Origin of the sequence: Novosphingobium resinovorum, assembly GCF_027922145.1 — a bacterium.
Classification (GTDB): domain Bacteria; phylum Pseudomonadota; class Alphaproteobacteria; order Sphingomonadales; family Sphingomonadaceae; genus Novosphingobium; species Novosphingobium resinovorum.
The window spans coordinates 46,427-64,792 of the sequence record NZ_BSFC01000015.1 but is presented as its reverse complement, the minus strand read 5'-3'; the positions used below and the strand labels follow the sequence as shown (position 1 = coordinate 64,792).

General features: G+C 63.3%; 16 protein-coding genes. 9 read left to right on the top strand and 7 right to left on the bottom strand.

All coding sequences use genetic code 11. The features are described 5' to 3' along the window. Positions 1-307 precede the first annotated feature (307 nt). Positions 308-2,797: a hypothetical protein gene (locus tag PKE80_RS09445; RefSeq protein ID WP_271182280.1), complete on the bottom strand. Its 2,490-nt coding sequence runs from the start codon at positions 2,795-2,797 to the stop codon at positions 308-310. 488 nt (positions 2,798-3,285) lie between these two features. Between PKE80_RS09445 and PKE80_RS09440 the strand changes: the two genes are divergently transcribed. From PKE80_RS09440 to prfH, 4 genes are read left to right on the top strand one after another with little or no spacing between them, the layout of a single operon-like run. Further along, complete coding sequence (locus tag PKE80_RS09440) at positions 3,286-3,408, top strand: hypothetical protein (protein ID WP_271182279.1); 123 nt, start codon at positions 3,286-3,288, stop codon at positions 3,406-3,408. Beyond that, a complete protein-coding gene (locus PKE80_RS09435; RefSeq protein WP_271182278.1) occupies positions 3,401-3,889 on the top strand; it encodes a hypothetical protein in 489 nt (162 codons plus the stop codon). Before PKE80_RS09440 ends, PKE80_RS09435 begins: the two co-directional genes overlap by 8 nt. After that, positions 3,886-4,986 (top strand): RNA ligase RtcB family protein, encoded by a 1,101-nt coding sequence (locus PKE80_RS09430; RefSeq protein ID WP_271182277.1) that lies wholly within the window; start codon positions 3,886-3,888, stop codon positions 4,984-4,986. The genes PKE80_RS09435 and PKE80_RS09430 overlap by 4 nt, the downstream gene beginning before the upstream one ends. Beyond that, positions 4,983-5,603 (top strand): peptide chain release factor H, encoded by a 621-nt coding sequence (prfH, locus tag PKE80_RS09425; RefSeq protein ID WP_271182276.1) that lies wholly within the window; start codon positions 4,983-4,985, stop codon positions 5,601-5,603. Before PKE80_RS09430 ends, prfH begins: the two co-directional genes overlap by 4 nt. Before the next feature lie 214 nt (positions 5,604-5,817). On the opposite strand, the gene PKE80_RS09420 is transcribed toward prfH, so the two are convergent. The 4 genes from PKE80_RS09420 to PKE80_RS09405 form a co-directional block, all read right to left on the bottom strand. Next, positions 5,818-7,248: a CYTH and CHAD domain-containing protein gene (locus PKE80_RS09420; protein WP_271182275.1), complete on the bottom strand. Its 1,431-nt coding sequence runs from the start codon at positions 7,246-7,248 to the stop codon at positions 5,818-5,820. A 119-nt stretch (positions 7,249-7,367) separates the two neighbouring features. Further along, positions 7,368-7,814, bottom strand: coding sequence for a barstar family protein (locus PKE80_RS09415; protein ID WP_271182274.1), 447 nt, complete (start codon positions 7,812-7,814; stop codon positions 7,368-7,370). Continuing rightward, entirely contained in the window at positions 7,811-8,848 is a 1,038-nt protein-coding gene (locus PKE80_RS09410) for an extracellular catalytic domain type 1 short-chain-length polyhydroxyalkanoate depolymerase (RefSeq protein WP_271182273.1), read from the bottom strand. The genes PKE80_RS09415 and PKE80_RS09410 overlap by 4 nt, the downstream gene beginning before the upstream one ends. Positions 8,849-9,058: 210 nt before the next feature. Next, positions 9,059-9,901: a helix-turn-helix transcriptional regulator gene (locus PKE80_RS09405; protein WP_271182272.1), complete on the bottom strand. Its 843-nt coding sequence runs from the start codon at positions 9,899-9,901 to the stop codon at positions 9,059-9,061. Between the two features lie 102 nt (positions 9,902-10,003). On the opposite strand from PKE80_RS09405, the gene PKE80_RS09400 reads away from it, so the two are divergent. After that, a complete protein-coding gene (locus PKE80_RS09400) occupies positions 10,004-10,903 on the top strand; it encodes an SDR family oxidoreductase (protein WP_271182271.1) in 900 nt (299 codons plus the stop codon). Here PKE80_RS09400 and PKE80_RS09395 read toward each other — a convergent pair. After that, positions 10,882-12,069, bottom strand: coding sequence for an FAD-dependent monooxygenase (locus tag PKE80_RS09395; RefSeq protein ID WP_271182270.1), 1,188 nt, complete (start codon positions 12,067-12,069; stop codon positions 10,882-10,884). The genes PKE80_RS09400 and PKE80_RS09395 overlap by 22 nt on opposite strands. Here PKE80_RS09395 and PKE80_RS09390 point away from each other — a divergent pair. From PKE80_RS09390 to PKE80_RS09375, 4 genes are all read left to right on the top strand, one after another. Further along, positions 11,984-12,484: a lactonase family protein gene (locus tag PKE80_RS09390; RefSeq protein WP_271182269.1), complete on the top strand. Its 501-nt coding sequence runs from the start codon at positions 11,984-11,986 to the stop codon at positions 12,482-12,484. The two genes, PKE80_RS09395 and PKE80_RS09390, sit on opposite strands and share 86 nt — an antisense overlap. Continuing rightward, positions 12,481-14,112, top strand: coding sequence for a tannase/feruloyl esterase family alpha/beta hydrolase (locus PKE80_RS09385; RefSeq protein WP_271182268.1), 1,632 nt, complete (start codon positions 12,481-12,483; stop codon positions 14,110-14,112). Before PKE80_RS09390 ends, PKE80_RS09385 begins: the two co-directional genes overlap by 4 nt. 148 nt (positions 14,113-14,260) lie before the next feature. Beyond that, positions 14,261-15,382 (top strand): lactonase family protein, encoded by a 1,122-nt coding sequence (locus tag PKE80_RS09380; protein ID WP_271182267.1) that lies wholly within the window; start codon positions 14,261-14,263, stop codon positions 15,380-15,382. 17 nt (positions 15,383-15,399) lie between these two features. Further along, on the top strand, positions 15,400-15,768 hold the full coding sequence (locus PKE80_RS09375; protein WP_271182266.1) for a glutathione S-transferase N-terminal domain-containing protein: 369 nt from the start codon (positions 15,400-15,402) through the stop codon (positions 15,766-15,768). A gap of 141 nt (positions 15,769-15,909) precedes the next feature. On the opposite strand, the gene PKE80_RS09370 is transcribed toward PKE80_RS09375, so the two are convergent. Beyond that, complete coding sequence (locus tag PKE80_RS09370) at positions 15,910-18,186, bottom strand: TonB-dependent receptor (RefSeq protein WP_271182265.1); 2,277 nt, start codon at positions 18,184-18,186, stop codon at positions 15,910-15,912. Between the last annotated feature and the right edge of the window lie 180 nt (positions 18,187-18,366).

Genomic DNA, 18,366 nt, shown 5'->3' with positions numbered 1-18,366 from the left:
CGGAACCGGTTTACGTCTCCTACAGATCGGGCTTCGCGTTCATCAACCAGAAGAGGACGATCACTCGCGAGGTGCGCTAAACCCAAGCGAATGACGACGATCCGGAGTTAGCATCCGGGCATCCTCCGGTCCATTACGGCCACTTTTCGGCATCCAGAGTGGGAAAGCAGAACGGCAGAACGGCAGAACGGCTGAAAGGGTCGGGAGCGCAGGAGACAATGAAATTACCAATCAGCACCGAGAGAGTGTTTGGCCAAGATCGCCATTTGTATCCTAAAAATCTTGCGGATCAGGTTCCTTCGCAACGTCACGTGATCCAGCTTGAAATGGCCTCAAAGTGCCACTCATTGCCGTCAAGCCAGAACAAAATTGTGCCGCCGGTCCAACCGGTCGACCAAATCGCGTAGCCTCGCGACTTCTCCCGGTTCATGACCAGTGCGGGCAATTCGATTAGACGGAAGTCGGGCGAGCGCCGTTGCAGGGCCTCTTCGCCTTTCCCACCGTAGACCAGTACGGGCATCGGCAAGGGGGGCATGCAAGCCAAGTCAGCGGGACGCCCTTTGACGAACAGCGGCCATTTCTCGCCAGTGGAAACGCGCGTGATCCCGGAAAGCAACGGTGCATCGGGACTACGGTCGATTGGCTCGCGGATCGCCGCCTCATCGATGCCGGTGAGCATCAGGAGAACTTTTCGACGTACCGTTGCTACCGGATCAGTAGCGTCCTTTTTGCAGGAGGCCACATCCGAGCCTAACATGAAGGGAGCTTCATCTACGGGCCCGTCCACGCCCAAATGAGCGGAGACCAGATCGGAAATACCGTCGCCATTACTGTCTTTGCTCAGCATTCCGATTGGAATATCCAGCCATAGGTTCGCCTCTTTTCGCAAGGTGCGCAGCCCCACGGGGGGATAGGAAATGCTGGAGGTATCCAGCAATGCGTACGTGACTTCGATCTGAAGGTGATCGCCCGTCAGCAGTGGCAGCTTGGATGCCGGCGCTATCACGTAGGGGAAACGGACGGAAAGCCCGGTGTAGAGTGCCTCTCCCCATGTCTTGCCGGCATCGTTACTCAGGTGTACCCAGTACCCGCCGCCGCCAACTTCACCGCCGCGATCGAAAGCACCCGACTGGCTGATAGCAACGGCACGGGTTCTATCACTCTCCCAGCGCACGGGCTCGAATCCCCGGGGCAATGCCGCCCAACCTTTGGGCCACTTGCTTTTCCCTGCTTCGGCCACTCTTTCGTCGGAGCGGGCAGTGATCAGTTGTGACGGCAGTTTATGCTGAGCGAACGCCGGATAGATTGGCTCGATCGGTGGTCGCTCCATGTAGGCGACATTGGTGTCGCCAGTGTCGAAGGCTGCAAGGCTGGCGGTGCGTTCGTCTTCGATTAGTGTGGCTATAGAATCCCATTCGGGCAGATCGAGCGCCTTTAGCGCATTTCGAGCCGCGACTTCCTCATCGTCTCCATACGACGAGGGTTTCAGATCATAGGCGACCGAACGCTTCGCATCGGCACAGACGCTGCCGGCCACGTTGACGTCGAACAACCTGCAATAGAGGCTGGCAAGCGGCGCATTCGCATTGGAACCACTCGTGCTGAAACCGGTCTCCAGCATGGGATAAGGATCGCTTTGCTGTCCATTGATAGCCCATGACAAGATCAGATCGTCGATGTCCGGATCACGTCCGTGGACATTTCCACTTTCTCCGCAGCCCTCCGCGGCCTTACTTGCATCCTTTGCGGTCTGGGCCGCAAAAAGACAATCAACCAGCCTGCGTTGGACCGGTAGCTTGGGGTCGGCATCGATGAGCACGCGAGCCTCATCCTTGCGATCCGCCAAGTACAGCGCGGCAGCAAGGCTTGTGGTCAGGCTAACGTCGCTGGCAGGGACGAAGATTACGGGAATGCCATCGATCATGGCGGTGAATCCTGCTTGCGTGTCATCCTGCATCGCTCGGCGCCCTGCTGGATCAAGCGCGTCGTATAGCGCAAGCCCGCGTGCGTTGGAGCCTCGCGCAAACGCATCTGCAATCGCGTCGCGCGTAAGCGCCAGCGTGAACATGCGCTGATCGGGCTGTGCGAGGTGCTGTTTGATCTCAGGCCGCAGAAGCCATAATGTCAATGCGGTTTGCTTCTGAAGTAGGCTATCCAATAGGGCGAGATCGGCGACCCTGTGCATGGGATCAGTTCGGATCGTTTCCAGCAACGGCCCGCTGCAACCGGTTATGGCGGCAATCGAACGCAAGGTTTCGGGTCGGTCCGCGCCGGTGCCGGGCAGCGTGAGGAGGCTGTTGTCACAGACATTGGCTTCGTCGAGGGTAAAAGCTGCGAATTGCACCAAGAGGGGATCGTGGTCGGCCTGATCAAGCGCCTTATTGATCCCGGCGATCAGGCGCGCGCGGTTGCGAACGTCAGCGGGCTCATCTCCAAAGAATTCATACTTATGCGTCCACACCAGAGCCCAGCTACGCAGCAACTGGCGTACGGGGCCATCGGGCAGTCCGAAACGCTGCGCCATTTCATGGCTGGCGGCATCAAGATCATTTCGGCTAAGCGAAGCGAGCAGTGCACTCGTCCAATTGCGAAATGCATCCGGTGCAGTTGCTCGAATACCTCTGGCAATATCCTTCTTCGACGCCAGGAGTCCTTTGCGAAGCGTCTTATCATCGGTTGCGAAAAGATTCTTGGATGTGTCGAGACCGGCATACCCGGTCATCACTTCCTCAGAGACGACTTCCACGCTCGCATCGTCTTGCGCGATTCCAGATGAAGACAAGCCGATGGCAAACATCAAAGCGAGCAGGCTGAGACCTGATTTTGAATTTGATCTCTGCAATTTACCCTGCCCATCTTATCCCATGATTCAGTTCGTACAGACTAACGCGACACAATACGATGTCGAGATCACAGTTCGAAAGCTTCGATGTTGCCACGAGCGAACTGAACATCAGCATCACGTTTTGACAGTATTCTCCCGAGGGCTTGAACGCTGCGCGTCCGCGAGCGACCAGAGTTGGTGGGCGGAATCCGAATACCGGTGGGGCTGCATCTTAGAAATGGAACTCGGCACTTTTGCGGCCGAAGATCGGTGAACAACGCTTTCGGCAGCGGGCCACGGTCGCGATGGAATGTGGGCCTTGCGCCTATCGACAATCTCCAATAAATGGACGCCAGCCAGCACTGGCCTGTTTTTGAATGAGGAAAGGAGAAGACCATGCGCGCAGCATTTGACCGCGACGAAAACAACTTCTCATTTCCCTGTGTTCAGGAACAGATTGCATGGGCAACTGCCTCAAGGGCGACACCGCTCGCCTGATTGCTTTTCGCGGCCTTCGCGCCGCTGATTTTTCCAGAATTTCCGTCGTTGTCGCACCTCTCGTCGGGGAGGCTTTTTATGCGTGATGACATGTTCAAGGTGATCGTCGAGCGCTCCCGCTTGGGGGCGAGCCACGCCGCTTCTCCCATATTGAAAAGGATGGCTCACGCCGACGCACGCCATATCGGGCTCAAGCGCCATGCCCACATCGGTGCGCGCTACACCAAGTCATTGAACGAGAATCTCGCCCCCTTGGTACGTTACCTGCGGCGTCAGCGCGGGCGCCGGTGGGACGCGGTCTTCAGCGAGATCTGCGCCAAGCTCGACACGGGTAGCACGGTCAAGATGCACGTGCGCGAACATGTCGAGGATTTCGTGCTGACCCGCATTTCTATCCGGCGTTATGGTGAGTGGATGTTCGAGGGGCAGGTTCTCGGGGGGCGGGACGAGTGGTTCCCAGGTCGCGAGCTGTTCGTCGATCCGCGTGACGGGGTTCTCAAGGACATGGCCGCACTTGAGGCGATGTTCACCTCTGGAATGGTCGACGACCAGGGAGGCGCGCAATGACTCCGATCTCCCTGATCTCTAACGATCCGTCGCGGTTCGATCCGCTGTCACTCGACCAGCTCCAGGCAACGGCAGATTACGAGGGTATGGCCCGCGTTGTCGGCCTTCCCGATCTCCACGCAGGCAATGGCATTGCCGTGGGGGCGGCCTTCTGGTCACCGGATCGCATCTGGCCCCATCTCGTGGGCAGCGACATCGGCTGCGGCATGACCTTGTGGGAGACCACTTCGCCATTGCGTAAGTTCCGGCTCGGCAGCGCGGCGCGCAAACTGCAAGGGTTGGACGCTCCTTGGTCGGGCGATGGCGAAGAAGCCTTGAAGGAGGCTGGATTGCCGCCCGAACTGGCCAGTCCTGCGCTGGGCACCATTGGCGGGGGCAACCATTTCGTTGAATTCCAACGGATCGAGACGGTGGAGCACGAGACGCGCTTCGCGGTTCTTGGCTTGCGGCGCGACAGGGTCTGGATGATGGTGCACAGCGGTTCGCGGGGCCTTGGGCAAGCCGTCCTGCAAGCGCATCGACAGCCGGAAATCAGCCATGGAATACCTGCAGACAGCCCGGAGGCCGCGGCCTACCTTGCCGAGCATGACGCCGCGCTGGGATGGGCGATTGTGAACCGTCAGATCATCGCCCGGCGCTTTTGCGAAAGTCTTGGCATCGACGGCCGGTCAGTGCTGGACATTTGCCATAACAGTGTGACGCCGCATCAAGGCGGGTGGCTGCACCGTAAGGGGGCTGCGCCTGCTGATCGGGGGTTGGTCACCATCCCCGGCTCGCGAGGAGATTTCAGTTATCTGGTGGAACCCATAGTGGACGACGCCGACAAGGCTCTCCATTCGCTGGCCCATGGCGCGGGCCGCAAGTGGAGCCGCAAGGATGCCCACGCCCGCCTTTCGCGCCGTTTCAACGTCGCGGACATGCAGCGCACCGCCCTTGGCAGTCATGTGATCTGCGAGGATCGCAGGTTGATCTTCGAAGAGGCTCCCGATGCCTACAAGGATATCGGCATGGTCATTGCCGATCTGGAGGGAGCCGGCCTGATCCGTGTCATTGCCAAGCTTCGCCCTCTTCTCAGCTACAAGACGAGGGTGGAATGAGCGAGGTGATCTTGCACATCACGGCGGGCAAGGGCCCCAAGGAATGCCAATGGGTAGTGGCACAACTGGCGCGCGCTTTCGCAAAGGAGGCCAAGGGCATGGGCCTTGAATGCGAAGCGCTCGATGGTTTGGAGGATTTACCGGCCTCGACCCTCCTCCGCATTGAGGGCGAGGCAGCATCTGCCTTTGCCGCGAAGCGGATAGGTTCCAACCAGTGGATCGGGACCAGCCCCTTTCGTCCCCGGCACAAGCGGCGAAACTGGTTCGTTGGTGTAGCTCTGGCGCCCGAGCCTGACGCGATCATCGCCCTGAAGAATGAGGACATCGATTATCAGGCGATGCGTGCCAGCGGACCGGGCGGCCAGCATGTCAACAAGACGGACAGTGCGGTTCGGGCCACACACCGGCCGACCGGTTTGGTAGCCACGGCCCAGGAGCAACGCTCCCAACACGCCAACCGAAGGCTGGCGCGGATGAAGTTGGCGATCCTGTTGGAAGAGCGGCATGGACAAGCTAATGACGGCGCAAGAAGGTCACAATGGCAGGCCCATCAGAATCTTGAACGCGGGAATCCGATTAGGGTCTATTCTGGCGATAAATTCGTGCTGAAGGAATGAGACTTACTGAGCCGGGCGGCATTTCCGTCCGGCTCAGCACCTCAGCTTTGAGGTGGGCCGAGTGCTGCCTGAACTCGTATCGGGTTTCGTAATGGAGTGTCCAGGATGAAAGTCTGCTATTGGCAGGGACTGTCGGAATAACAGAACGTCTGCATCTGGGGATTAGAAATTGACAGCTGAATGGCTGGGAAGGGTCGACGTCGGTAAGCGGCCGCTACGTCCAAAACCGCTTGGCGTCGATCAGCGTGTCGTGGTGCTCTGCGGCCTGCTCCAGCAAGGCGGTCTTGGCCTTCTGGTCAGCCGCGCGCTCCTCCGCATCCGCGCTGGTCACGCCGAGCCGCCGCAGCGTTCGGGATGCAGCGGACAAATCGTTGAGGTCACCGAGGCTGTCCTGCAGGCCTTCGAGCGCTGACAGGAAGCGCTTGAACCGCCTGCGATCCCTTTTGCGGTCGTACAGCGCAGCGAAGAATTCCGCCGCGTAGCGCAGTTTCTTGGATGACTTGCGCAGTTCGTGACGGCTGTCGTCATCCATTGCCTCAAGGTCATTGCCCTGGCGCTTCACCTTTTTGCGCATCTTGCGCAAGGTTCTCGCCGCGAAGCCGAGCACCGGTGTCGTCCGGGCTTCGGCGTTGACATCGTCGAACAGCCACTCGCCCATGCTCATCCATTCGACGAGATCGATCATGAGACGGCGCGTCCGCACCGATTGCAGGGTGCTCCCCGCCCCCTCGTAGGCGTTCACCCGGGCCTCCAGCAATTGTGCCCTCACCTCCTCCTCCCCGGTCCGCTTGAGCAGCACGTCGATGTCGCGTGCCTTCCCGAGTTCGGCTGCCAGCAAGCGCAGTTCCGCATTGAGCCTCGGAACAGTGCGATCGGCGAACACGCTCTTGTGGATGGTGAGCGCGGATCGCAGCCGCCGGATCGCGATGCGCGCCTGATGGAGCGCTGCCGTGTCCCGGTGATCGAACACGAGCGGGACGTTGAGCCGGTAGTGTCTCAGGCAGTCGAAACCGATGGCCTGCAGCGCGCTGGCCGCCGTCATGCCGTCATCTAGCGCCACGCGGTGCGCCTTGGAGGCAGCAAGCGCGGGGCCGAGGAGGCGGTAGCCGCGCTCGGCCTTGCTCATCACGCCAAGCTGGACCGGGGCGACCGCGTCGATTGTCCGGGCAAGTGCGAAGATCGCGGCCGGGTCACCTTCCTTGTGCTCCAGTTCGACCTCGACGAACGGCGTCTCGCGATCTCCGGCAATCACCCGTCCTTCATCGAGCGAAATCTCGATGCCGCCGCTCATCCACTGGCGGCGTTCGTTCTCGACGGTGAAGACAGGCACGATCCCGTCGATGCCGTTACCGACCAGCGCGCAGACCGGGCTCGTATGATCGAGCACGGGCTGATCGTCGGTAACGTCGAACTCCCATTCGGGACGTACGAACAAGCCGGCGGTCGTGCCGGAGGCCTTGACCGTCTGGACCCGGCGCTCGCCTTCCCGGCGGATGCGCAGCGACAGCTCACCGCGACGCAGGGCCTGGTCGGGCGTGTCGAAATAGATCGCACGCTGTGAAACGGCGATCGGCGCGTCAGCCAGCAGCTCCGACGCACCGAGCGCTGCCATGCTCGCTGCATCCAGTTCCAGCTTGAGCTCCATTTCCATGCCTTCGGATGGCTTGGGGATCATCAGTTCGCCTCTCGTCCTGCCTTATCGGTGACTAAGGGGTGAGCAGGCAAATCGTGACAGCGCGCGCGCCCATCGATCGCTTTTCCAGCTCATGCGGGCACGATCTCTATATTGGGATGGTCCGCGAAGATCTGCATCACGATGTCGAAATAGGTGGTCCCGCCGCCGCTCTCCAGCGCGGCCAGTTGATCGACGATGGGGGAGCCGTTGAACATCGTTCTCGTCCCCAGCCGTTCGCGCAGGAAGGCGCAGGTCGCTTCCCGGCCCAGCGCGGCGCGAGCGGCGGCGATGTCCTTCCAGACCATGCGGACGGGCTCGCGGCCTTTGATGGCGCCGTAACCGCCGTAGAGCACGTCGTTCAGCGCATCGAGGCTTTCGGCCAGTTGCCAGGCTTCCCCTACCATGAGCAGCCGGTTCATTTGCGCATAGAACGACGCTATGCCGGTCATGGTGCTGCCATCGATCTCGAACTGCCTGGGCGCAATCGCGCGTCCGTCATCCCGGTTCTGCGATGCCGGCGTCGTTTCCGACTTCAACTCGCCCTCCTTTGCGACAGGAAGAAGCGCATCATTTCGCGCGAGGCGTCAGGCCCCAGAGGGTCGGTGTAGGACGCAAAGGCGCTGCCGCCCGACCATTCATGGCCGCTTCCGTGGATGGTCCAGTCCTCGAGCAGGATGTTGCCGCCTGACGAGCGGTAGACCTTCCGAGTGAAGTCCCGGCCCTTGCCGGATTTCCCGTAATACGTGCGCGAAACCAGCGGGCCGGGCTGCGATCGCTCCAGCGTGTTGAGGAAACCGGCGGCGTTGGAAGGGTGGACGACGCGGTCCTCGTCTCCGTGGAAGACGATGGTGGGCAGCGGCCGCGCCGCTCTGCCGGTCGATCTGGCCCGTCCTTCCCCACGCATGGCGGCGAGCGCTGAGGGCAAAGTCCGGATCGTCCCGCGCGCGACACCGGAATGGACGCCGACTGCCGTGAACACGTCCGGATAGGCGCTGCCGATGATCGCGGCGGCCGAACCACCTGCTGAGATGCCCGCGATGAAGACCCGTTTCGGGTTGCCCGCAGCGATCGCGAGGACATGGCGGACCAGCGCGGCGATCAGCGCCGGTTCTCCCTCGCCGCGCGCCTGGTTCCTCGGCCGGTGCCAGTTCCAGCACCGGGCCAGGTTCGCCCGCTGCGACTGCTGCGGATAGAGGACCACGCAACCCAGTTCGTCGGCCAGCGCATTCATGTCGGTGCCGGTCGCGAAGTCGGATGCCGTCTGCGAGCAGCCGTGCAGCATGACGACGAGGGGGAGGCCCCGCCGCTTCGGCCCCCGCGGCGTGTATAGCCGGAAGCTGATCTTGCCGTGCGCGCAATCGAACTCGTGGGTGCCGAAAGTCCCGGGCGCCGGGCGCACCTGCCGGGCCGCCGCAGGCTTTGCGCCGGGACGCCGGGGTGCCTTCGGGGATCTGGTCTTGGCGGGTGCCGGGGGCTGCAACCCGCCCTGCATGGCGATCAGCGCCGACATCGGGCGGCCCTTGCGGACGAGGCGCGCTGCTTTCGAAAGAGTCTTGAAAAGATCGGCCATCGCGCCTTGGTTAGGCTTCCTTGCTTGCATTGAAGCTACAGAAGAGGCGAGCATCGCAGACCCGGTGCCGGATGTCACCCTCCGGCCATAAACTCGCCATTCTCTGCATGGCCATTCTTGGGTATCCAGAAAGAGAAAGCCGACGGGCCGCACCTAGAAACGGAAAATCGGCAGTGGAGCGACCCGCAAGGGTCGACCTCAGCATTGCCCTTAAAACCCAACTCCCTCTGGAACACGGCCAGCTTCAAGAAAAGCCTTCAGGCGGCTGGCCGTTTCGGGGGTCGCCGGATTGTAGATCATCATAACCAGATCCTGCCGTCCCTCGACGGAGAAGGTGGAGAATTCCAACTCGACGGGTCCAATTTCAGGATGGTGCAGGCGCTTCGCGCCTTCGCCATGCCCGACCACCTCATTATCCCGCCACAGGGCTGAGAATTCGGGGCTCATGGCGGATAGCTCATCGACAAGCTGGCGGATTTCCGCGCCAGCGCCCGCTCTTGCGGCATCCGCGCGGAACGCTCCGACCACGAAGCGCGCCACGCTGTACCAATCCTCCTGCGCCGCCTTCACCCGGGAATCGGAGAACATCAGGCGCAGGATGTTGCGGTCCTGGCGTGAAAGGCGTGAATAATCGGTCAGGACCACCGCAGCAGCCCTGTTCCATGCCACGACATCCCAGGTCGCCGTCCGGATGATCGCGGGACTGGTCGCAATGGCGTCAAGCACGCGCTGCAACCGGGGCGATATGCCTGCCGGCTCGCTATAACGCACTTCCGGCGGATGGCCGAATGCAAGGATATGGAGATGTTCGCGCTCCGGCTCGGTCAGCATCATTCCGGCCGCGATGCGCTCGATCACATCCGCGGAAGGCGCGCCACCACGGCCCTGTTCGAGCCAAGTGTACCAGGTCGGGCTGATATTGGCGCGCTGCGCCACTTCTTCGCGGCGAAGTCCCGGCGTCCGACGGCGATCGGTCGAGAAGCCGAACGTCGCCGGGTCAAGCCGCATGCGGCGATCGCGCAGGAACTGGCCGAGGGCGTTGTCGATTTCCACCAGAAGTCCAGACTGTTGAGATCTATACCATGATAAGATCACTACTTTAACAGGAAGGTATGCAGGCGGATAGGTTCTCCGAACACTATCGGAGTATCGATGATGCGTATTTTTCTCACGGGTGCGACAGGCTTCATCGGGTCGCGCATTGTGCCCGAACTGCTGGCCGCAGGCCATGACGTGCTCGGCCTGACCCGATCCGAGGCCGGCGCAGCCTCCCTCGTTGCGGCGGGTGCGCAGGCGCATCGGGGTACGCTGGAGGATCTGGACAGCATCCGCGCCGGGGCGGTCAATGCCGATGCCGTGATCCACACCGCGTTCGATCACGATTTTTCCAACTTCGTCGCAAATTGCGAGAAGGATCGCCGTGTGATTGCGGCGCTGGGGGCCGTGCTGAAAGGAAGCGAGCGTCCACTTCTCATCACCTCAGGCACGGGCATCGGGGATCCGGGCGATGGCACGCCTGCCGTGGAAGATGTGCTGAACCTCCATCACCCCAACCCGCGCATCGCTTCGGAAATGGCTGGACAGGCACTGTTGGAGGACGGCGTGAATGTGGCGGTGATGCGCCTGCCGCAGGTGCATGACACGGTGAAGCAGGGCCTCATCACGCCCTATATCCAGATTGCGCGGGAGAAGGGGAGCGTGGCCTATGTCGGCGATGGCGGCAATCGCTGGCCTGCCGCGCATGTCCTCGACGTGGCCAAACTCTATGCGCTTGCGATCGAACGGGCACAGGCCGGCGCGCGGTACCATGCGGTGGCTGAGGAAGGCATATCCGCCCGTGCGATTGCGCAAGTCGTGGGTGTCGGCATCGGCCTGCCGGTCATATCACTGGCTCCGGAGGATGCGCCGGAGCACTTCGGATGGTTTGCCATGTTCGCTGGCCTCGACATGCCTGCGTCGAGCAGGAAGACGCGTGAACTGCTGGATTGGCATCCTGTCGGTCCCGACATGCTTACCGATCTGGAGGCGATGGATTACGCCGCGATTCCGGCCTGATGAATTTGGTGGGGGGCTAGCTGGACCAGCAGGCTCCCGCCCAGATCATAGCCCACCGTCACACCCCAGACGCGCTCGGCGAGATAGGTCGCGCCGTCCGGTGTCGCGATCAGGTCGCAGACGATGGCGCGGAGTGCGCGCGTGCTTTGACACGGCCGCATCAACGCAACTTGCGCGCGCGACCAGTCGAGGATCTGCTCGGCCAGCGGCCGGCGCTCATGCTGATAGCTGTCCAGAAGCCCGGGGGCAGCGTTGCCGCGGACCGTCGCGGCAAGTTTCCAGCCAAGGTTCATCGCATCGCCAAGACCGAGGTTGAGGTTGAGGCCTTGACCGCCGAGCGGCGAGTGGATGTGCGCGGCATCGCCTGCGAGCAGTACCCGTCCGCGCCGATATTCGGTCGCCAGATAGGCTCGATCCGTCCAGGTCGTGGCACGTCCGATCGCCGTCAATTCAACGTCGGCACCGGAGATGCGGCGCAGTACCGCCTGGAGATGATCGCCGGTAACCGGCTCTCTGCGGTGATGCGCGCCGCCATCGAACTCGACCATTCTGACCATGTCGGGAAGGTCGAAGATGTAAGCGCCGGCGGGCGTATCGTGGTGGCCAGGCTCCAGCATGGACGGGTCGGCGAACTGGACCTGGGCAAAGTAGCCCGTGAATTCGGGATCGGTGCCGGTGAAGCCGAAACCGGCCGCCTTGCGCACGGCGCTGCGACCACCATCACACCCGACGAGCCAGCCGCCCCGGAATGTCTCCGCACCGGCGCAGACGGTCACGTCGTGATCCGTCGCATCCACGCCCCAAACGCTCAGGCCATATTTGGTCGCAACCCCCAGTTCCTCCGCGCGGTCTGTCAGTACGGTGCCGATACTCTCCAGATCGGCGGGCATGGGCGTGGCCGAATGTGGCAGGCGATAGGGCCATCGCGTCTGGTCGATCTGGTCGAGAAGGAAGTCGATTCCGGCAAAATGTCCGCCAGGTCTGCGCTCCTCCTTCATCCAGGGCGCCGCGGCTGCGATCTCCCGCCCGGGAATCCGCGCTTTCAGGGACTCGAGCAGGCCTCTCCTGTCGAAACTGTCGATGGTCGGCACGGAGAGACCGCGCAGTCCGAAGGGCGCGCGCTTCAAGGGTGTGGGCAAGTCACTCGCCTGTTCGATCACCAGCACCGAACAGCCGGCCAGCCGTAGCTCGCAGGCCAGGAAGAGACCGACGGGGCCAGCGCCGGCACGCTCGACCTCGTCGTCCGGCTTCGCGGGAGAAAGGAGCGCGTCCGAGCTTGCGATCAGTGCCGACGGAACCATTCTCTACCTCACCGACCGGGGCGAGAACACGATCGTCGTTCACGCCATCGACCCGGAGACCGGCAAGCTGACCTTCCTTCAGCGGATCGCCTGCGGCGGCGAATTTCCCTGGCACTTCGCCATCGCCCCATCAGGTTCCTGGATGCTGGTCGCCAACGAGCGGTCCAACCGCATCGAGGTCTTCAGCATCGATGCCGCCACCGGCCATGTCGCTCCCACCCGCAACGGTCTGGACATGCCCCGGCCCGTTCATATCCTCTTCGCTGGAGAGATCGCATGACGAAGACATCGGGTATGACGCGCCTATGCGCGATCGCCCTGTCGCTGGCCGGCGCGGTGATGGCAGCCGCGGCGTCCGCCCCGGCGCAGGCCGCTTCGGCTTCGGACTGTGGCGGTGTTCTTCAAACGTTGAGCGCGCGGGCGGAAGGTGCGCAGGCGAAGCTGGTCGGGGCATCGGAGCTGCAGCTCAAGGGAACGGACTGGGAGCGCGCGCCCGGGATGAACATTGTCGGGCTTGCGACCCAGGCTCCCAACCCGTTCTTCTGCCGGGTCTCCTTCGTGCTCAAGCCGACCCCGGCATCGGCGATCCGCACAGAGGTCTGGCTGCCGGCGAACGGCTGGAACGGCAAGTTCTTGGGCCTCGGCAACTTCTTGGGCCTCGGCAACTTCTTGGGCCTCGGCAACTTCGGTTGGGGCGGCTCCATCCCGTTCGGGACGATGATGACTGGTCTCGCGCAAGGCTATGCGGTTGCTGCGAACGATACCGGTCACGACGAAACCACCGGCCATGGCGGACGTTTCGCGCTGGGACAGCCGGAAAAGCTTGAAGACTACGCGGGGCGCGCCAATCATCTGATGACTGTGCAGGCAAAGCGGCTCGTCGCGCGCTATTTCGGCCGGGCAGCAAGCCGATCATACTTCATCGGGTGTTCGCTTGGCGGCCTGCAGGCGCTCATCGAAGCGCAGCGCTATCCCGAAGACTACGACGGCATAGTCGCCGGGGCGCCGCCGAACCCGCTGGCCGCCTTCAACGCCGCACAGATCTGGCCGCAATGGCTTCTCGCCCAGGATCCCGGGCGGTTCATTCCGAAGGAAAATTATGCCTCGATCACGGCTGCAGCGATCGCCGCATGCGCTGGGCCAGTCGGCAAGGCGCAGGGCTTCATCGACAATCCCGCGACCTGCGCCTTCCGTCCAAGCCAGCTTCTCTGCAGGGACGGTGCCACCGCCGGGTGCCTCAACCCCAGGCAGATCGAGTTCCTCGACCTAATGTACCGCGGACCGGTCGATCCCAAGAGCGGGCACCTGATCTTCGCGGGCCCCGCACTCGGCTCCGAGGGGCAACTCGGTATGTTCGCCAGCGGCAAGGAATTTACCAACGCCGCCGATTTCTTCCGTTACGCTGCATTCCAGTCCGCCCAGTGGTCGCCGCTCACGATGGATTGGTCCAAAGACGTCATCGCAGCCGAAGTTAGCACCAAGGGAAAGTTCGCCGTCGCGCCCGATCTCGGTGCCGTCTTGCGGCGGGGTGGCAAGTTGCTCCTTTACGTCGGCTGGAACGATTACCACCACCCCGGTGACCTGATGGGTTGGCACGATGCCGTGATGGCTAGGGGCACAGCCGGTGGCATCGATGCCCGTAGCGGCCTGCGCCTGTTCGTTCTGCCAAGCATGGACCACTGCCAGGGCGGGCCCGGCTGCGACACGTTCGACAAGCTGGGTATCATGGATGCCTGGTCGAGCGGACGGAAGGCACCGGAATTCTTTGTCGCCAGCAAATTCGACAACGGCAAACTGGTCAGGCAGCGACTGACCTGTGCCTATCCGCTGGTCGCCCGGTATCGCGGGACCGGCTCCATGGACAAGGCGTCGAGCTTCTCGTGTGAACAGGCAGGCGACGCGAATTAAACTGCCGCGGCGGCATGCGATAAGGGACGAGCCGCGCCAGACCGTGTACCGATAGGTTCCGGTGTCGGGGTGATTGTATCTGATTGCCAAGGGGGCGTCGCCACGCGCAAAACGCCTACGCTGGGGCATGGAAGCGCGGAGAAGTGCAATGATACCCAAGACCTCGCTCGCCCTCGGCATCGCGGGTCTCACTTTGGCCGGCTGCCAGACGGTGTCTGGCGTAAGCTCGGACCGGACACTGGCGTTCATCGGTACGCAGGAGGCGGGACAGGGGCAGGGCATCGTCGCCGTCAGGCTCGACCGCAGAACCGGGGCGCTGACTTCGCTCGGCACGGCGGCGACGGTGGAGCGGCCGACATGGGTGCTGGCGGACCCCGCCCACCGGCGGCTGTTCGCGGTCAGCGAGGTGGGCAACGACGGCGCCTCGCAAGGCGCGGTGCTCGCCTTCGGATACGATCCCGCAAGCGGCGCGCTGACCGCCGAGGGGCGTGCGGCGTCGGGCGGCGGCGGGCCGACGCATCTGGCGCTCGGCGCTGCGGGCCGGCAGGTCTTCGTCGCCAATTACGGGAGCGGGCAGGTCGCGGCGATCCCGGTCGCGGCGGACGGTTCGCTGTCGCCCGGCTGGGTGGCGGCGCACGAAGGTTCCGGGCCGCACCGGCGGCAGAAGGGGCCGCATGCGCACGGCGTGACCGTCGATCCCTCGGGCCGCTGGGTGCTGTCACCCGACCTGGGGACGGACCGGGTCTATATTCATGCCGTGGCCGGCGGCGCGGCGACCTCCGCGACGCTCCCGCCGGGGTCCGGCCCGCGCCATATCGTCTTCGCGCCGGACGGGCGCCATGCCTTCCTGATGACCGAGATGGCGGGCACGATCTTCAGCTTCGCGTGGGATGCGGTGCACGGGCGGCTGACCGAATTGTCGCACCTCGCGCTCGACGGCCCGGATTTCGCAGGCGCGCCGAGCGGGTCGGAACTGGCGGTCTCGCGCGATGGACGGTTCCTATACGCCGGAAACCGCGCGGGGAACCGCATTCAGGTCTATGCGATCGGCGCGGGAGGCGTGCTGACGATGGTGCAGGGCGTGGACTGCGGCGGGCAGGTGCCATGGGGCTTCGCGCTGGACGGTAGCGGCAAGTGGCTGGTGGTGGCCAATCAGGGATCGGGCAACCTGGCGGTCTTCGCGGTCGATCCGAAGAGCGGGCGTCTTGACCTCAGGCCCGCACATCTCGACATCGCGAAGCCTACTTCGGTCGCGTTCGTCGGCCCCTGAACAGGACATAGCCCCCGATGACTAAGGATTTTCGCCCCGTCCTCTATCTCAAGGCGACGTGCCCGCATTGTCTGAAGCTGCGCGTGTTCCTGCTGGAAGCGGGCCTGCTGGACGGGTTCGAGCAGCGGATCTTCTCCGAAGGCGATGCGAACGAAGCCGCGATCCGCGCGGAACTGGCGCCGCACTTCGACAAGGTGACCTTCCCGACGGTGCAGCATGCGCCGGGCGCATACATGAAGGACTCTGACTCCATCATCGCGCATTATGCGCAGGAAGCCGGGATCGACCCGCAGGGCCTGCCGACCTTCCTTGCCTACGCGCACGGCGTCCTGCCGAAGTACATGGAAGTGCGGCGCGAGCTTGCCGCGTTGAAACGCAGCGCGTGACCAATCCTCCCCGAGCTTGTCTCGGGGAGGTGGCGCCGCCGAAGGCGGTGACGGAGGGGGGAATTGAGAGGCTCGCCCCCCTCCACCACCCGCTTCGCGGGCGGTCCCCCTCCCCAAGCTTGTCTCGGGGAGGAATGAGGTTCAGAAATCGAACCCTGCGGTCACGCCATAAGTGCGCGGCGCGGCGTAGGTGCCGTTGTCGCCGCTGTTGGTGGCGCCGATCTGGGTGCGGTAGAACTCGTTGGTGATGTTCTTGCCCCAGAACCGCACGAACAGGTTGTCGGCGCTCGACCGCCAGGTCAGCGACGCATCCAGGGTGTTGTAGGCCTTCTGCTTCACCCGCTCGTCCGGCGAGCCCACGAAGCCGGAGTTGTAGTAGTAGTTGCCCGCGAGGGTGAACTTGCCGATCCCGGTATGCAGGTCGTACGAACCGCCGACCGAGGCGGTGAACGTCGGCGTGTTCTGCAGCTTGTTGCCCGATGCGTCGCCGATCAGCAGGCAGTTGCCGCCGAGCTGCGTATAAGGGCTGCCATTGGTGCCGAGGCACGTCTGCCCGGTCGGGATCGTGAAGCCCGCCGGGAGCGGGTAGGGCGTCGAGATGATCGCGGTGTCGAAGTCGGTATAGCGCGCATGCATCCAGTTGAGGCCGCCGAACAGGCGCAGGTCGCTGGTCACGCGCCAGGTCAGGTCGGCGTCGATGCCGTAGATATGCGCGCCGTCGGCGTTGTAGACGGTCTGCGCGCCCGAGATCACCTGCATGACCTGGATGTTCTTCTCGTCGTAGTAGTACCCGGCGAGGTTGAAGCGCACCTTGCGGCCGAACAGGTCGGACTTGATGCCCACTTCGTAGGCGTCCACCAGTTCCGGCTGCAGCAGCACGATCGGGTCCGACTGGGTGATGAAGGTGCCCGAGCGGAAGCCCCGGTTGTAGCTGGCATAGGCGAGCAGTTCCGGCGAGAAGCGGTGGTCGATCGACAGGCGCCACGTCACCTTCTTGAAGGTCTTGCCCTCGTTGATGGTGTCGCTGACGGTCAGCAACCCGCTGGGCGGGACATTGCCGTTGAAGGATACGTCGTAGGCCGAAAGGCTGCGCTTGTCGCTGGTGTAGCGTATGCCGGCGATCACATGGGTGCTGTCGCCCAGCGAGTAGGTGCCCTCGGCGAAGCCTGCGAAGCTGTCGAGCTTGATCGAATTGTAGTCGTCCACGTAGCCGTTGTTGCCGTACGTGAACAAGCCGGTGGTGCGCGACCCGTCGTTGCCCGCGTTGCCGTGCATGTAGAACCCGCCGAGCACCCACTTGAACGGCCCGCCCGCCTCGGAGACGAGGTTCACTTCTTGCGTGAACTGCTTGTCGTAGAGGTGGTTGTCCACCACGATCCGGCGCACGGTGGTGCCGTCGGGGTCGAAGTTGTAGTCGAAGGTGGAGTGGCGGTAGGCGGTGATGCTCTTGAGCGAGACGCCGCCCAGATCCTGCTCCAAGGTCAGGCTGGTGCCCCAGGCGCGGGTGTGCATGACCGGGTCGACGTCGGCCATGATGTCGCGCTCCGGGTTGCCCCCGGCGGCGATGATCTGCTGCACCACGTCCTGCCCCAGCGCGTTGGTGCTGAAGTTGCGGAAGGCGGGTGCGGCGGCGTCGCGGCCGTTGAAATCGCCCGAGAGGGTGACCTTGGTAAGCTCGCTCGGCTTCCACAGCAGCTTGGCGCGGCCGGCCCACGACTTGCTGGTCTGGATGTCGTTGCCGGTGAGCAGGTTCTTGCCGAAGCCGTCCTGCTGGTTGTCGTACTGGCCCGAAAGGCTGATCGCGACCGTGTCGGTCAGCCCGCCCGAGACGTAGGCGGCGGAATGGACGGTATCGTAGTTGCCGTAGCCGATCTCCGCCTTGCCGTTCCAGTCGAAGTCCGGCCCCAGCGTCGACATCTGGATCAGGCCGCCGGTGGCGTTGCGGCCGAACAGGGTGCCCTGCGGCCCCTTCAGCACGGCGACCTGGTCGGTATCGAAGAAGTTCTGCAGGATGCCGAACGAGGCACCGTAGTAGACCCCGTCGACATAGACCGCGACCGGGTTCTCGATCCCCGGTCCCTGTCCGGTGGCGCCGATGCCGCGAATGCGCGGCAGGCCGATGCCGCCGGTGCCGGTGGTGATGTTGAGCGCGGGCACCGCCGCCTTGAGGTCGAGCGTGCTGGTGACGCCCGCGCTGGCGAGCTGGTCGGTGCCGAGCGCGGTGATGGCGATCGGCACGTCCTGCGCGGATTCGATGCGCTTCTGCGCAGTGACGATGATCTCCTCGACGCCGCTGCTGTCCGCCGTCTGCGATTGCCCAGCTTGCGCGGATGCGAACTGCGGCACCGCTGCCGTGAGCGCCGCCCCCGCCATCAGGGCATGACGCAAGGATATGGCGGCGGATGTACAGGTCTTCATCGTCGTCCTCCCAGACTCCAGCCCATCAGGGAGCTGGTAAATTTTACCGCTACGATATTTCGCCGGCTCCGCTTAAGGGCCCGGCCATGTGTGCAACACTGCAAAAGGGCAGCGGCGCGGCATCGATGTAATCCGGGAAAGGCAGGGAGCGGATATAGGCACTCGAACCTTGCTGATAAC